This window comes from Vibrio sp. Vb1337, assembly GCF_033338715.1.
Classification (GTDB): Bacteria; Pseudomonadota; Gammaproteobacteria; order Enterobacterales; family Vibrionaceae; genus Vibrio; species Vibrio alginolyticus.
Window position 1 is genome coordinate 1 of record NZ_JAWOTD010000206.1, and the last position, 1,136, is coordinate 1,136.

Consider the following 1,136-nt stretch of genomic DNA (forward strand, 5'->3'; position numbering starts at 1 on the left):
GTACTGGTTGTCGGGCTTAACCTGCACCGATGAAAACTTTATGCAGAAAGCGGGCGCATTTCGTATGGCGGCAGAACTTGGGATTGCCATCATTGCTCCGGACACCAGCCCGCGTGGTGAAGGCGTTGCCGATGATGCAAGTTACGACTTAGGCCAAGGCGCAGGCTTTTACCTCAACGCCACTCAAGCACCGTGGTCACTGCATTACCATATGTACGGCTACGTCACGCAAGAGCTGCCAGCCATCATCGAAGCCAACTTCCCAGTATCGGATGTGAAATCAATCTCTGGCCACAGCATGGGCGGACACGGTGCGCTCACCATTGGCCTTAAGAATCCGACACTATACCGCTCGATTTCAGCATTTAGCCCAATCAGCAACCCAATGCAGTGTCCGTGGGGACAAAAAGCATTCACCGCTTACTTGGGCACTGATATCGAAAGTTGGAAGCAATACGATGCAAGTGAGCTTTTGAAGAAAGAAAAATCACCCTTACCAATTTTGGTTGATCAAGGCGATGCGGACGGTTTCTTGAGTGAGCAACTCAAACCGGAAGTCTTATTAGCCGCAGCAAAACAACACGGTTCAGAATTGAATCTGAGAATGCAATCTGGCTACGACCACAGTTATTACTTTATATCGAGCTTTATAGACAATCATTTAAACTTTCACGCAAAATACTTATTTGCGTGAATAACAATGAAAATAACTTGATGATATATAAAAATAAAGCCACCAAATTAGGTGGCTTTATTGTATGACGTATTTAATAAATAAGTGCAATTATTCCAATAAAATCCAACGTACACCAAACATGTTGAGCTCATTATTTAAATCTTAAATTCAATGTTAATTCTGAGCGAGAGTTCATTAAGTGAGAATGGTATGGATTTTCATTGAAATTCGGCTAAATGACGTTAAATCGTCATATAACTCGATAATAATTTCTTTTTAATGACCTTTTAATTAAGAAGTCACTAAAGAACCTTGACGTGAAGTAAACCTACAGTTACTTTTCAAACATAACATATTATAAAATCTCATACGGTTGGCTTTGTCATTAAAATCATAAATAATTTACCGCTAGCAACTTTTTGTTCTAGCTCGGTAAAAAGAATAAAAAACAAAAGGGCGT

At 40.5% G+C, this 1,136-nt stretch carries 1 protein-coding gene; it reads left to right on the plus strand.

What is annotated here, in order from left to right; all coding sequences use genetic code 11:
• A partial coding sequence (gene fghA / locus R7E42_RS25065) for an S-formylglutathione hydrolase (RefSeq protein WP_318073249.1) occupies positions 1 to 694 on the plus strand: 694 nt, incomplete at its 5' end.
• Positions 695 to 1,136 lie beyond the last annotated feature (442 nt).